Genomic DNA, 748 nt, shown 5'->3' on the forward strand with positions numbered 1-748 from the left:
TCCGGTAATGTCCGCAGCCAATTGTGCAACAGGATGGTGCACAATCCGAGACAAGCGGAGTGTGGGATGGCGGGTGCCGTTGAGGAGTTGTTGAAGAAGCGTGCCGAGCTGACCGAGCAGCGCCAAACTCTGGAACAGCAGATCAAGCAAATCGACAGCGACGTGGCAGCCATTGATCAGGTCGCAAGGTTGTTCGACCCCAGCATTCTGCCGACCACAACCCCAAGAAAGAGAGCGCCCACTGGCATAAATCCATTTTCGGGAGAGAACCTGAGCGCGATCGTCCTCAAGACGATCCGGGAAGCCAAGGAACCCATCAGCACGGCAGCGTGCTCGGCGGCCATCGCAAAGGATACAAAGGATAAGGGACTTTCTGAGGACGATCCCTTCCTCAAGATGATGCCAAGCCGGATCTCGGCGACCCTCTCGAACCTGGAGAAGCGCGGGCGCGTACGGCAGACAGGAACTGTCGACGGACGCAAGAACCTCTGGGAAATCGCACGCTAGCTTTCGCAGGACTCCCATACCAGGTCGGGCGGCTTGTTGCCCTGCCAATAGCCGCAAAGATTCCGCGATGTCGGGTGGGCCAGCGCCCGCGCGAGCATCTCGACGGTCTGTCCACGGTTTCCGAGGCGGCTGCGGTCCTCGCGCCAGGAAAGCTCAGCAATGTACCAATCCAAGTACTTGACCGAGAAGCGATGATGCCTAGCGGGTCTGGCTCTCCTGGCCTTCGGAGCGCTCGCCGCGA

Annotated in this window: 1 protein-coding gene and 1 pseudogene; one reads left to right on the plus strand and one right to left on the minus strand. The window is 59.8% G+C overall.

What is annotated here, in order from left to right:
* A partial coding sequence (locus LG661_RS24735) for a hypothetical protein (RefSeq protein ID WP_230534648.1) occupies nt 1-507 on the plus strand: 507 nt, incomplete at its 5' end.
* Here LG661_RS24735 and LG661_RS24740 read toward each other — a convergent pair.
* Nucleotides 504-748: pseudogene (locus tag LG661_RS24740) on the minus strand (hypothetical protein); the annotation flags it as partial. The gene LG661_RS24735 and the pseudogene LG661_RS24740 overlap by 4 nt on opposite strands.

This window comes from Microvirga roseola (assembly GCF_020866965.1).
Taxonomy (GTDB): Bacteria; Pseudomonadota; Alphaproteobacteria; order Rhizobiales; family Beijerinckiaceae; genus Microvirga; species Microvirga roseola.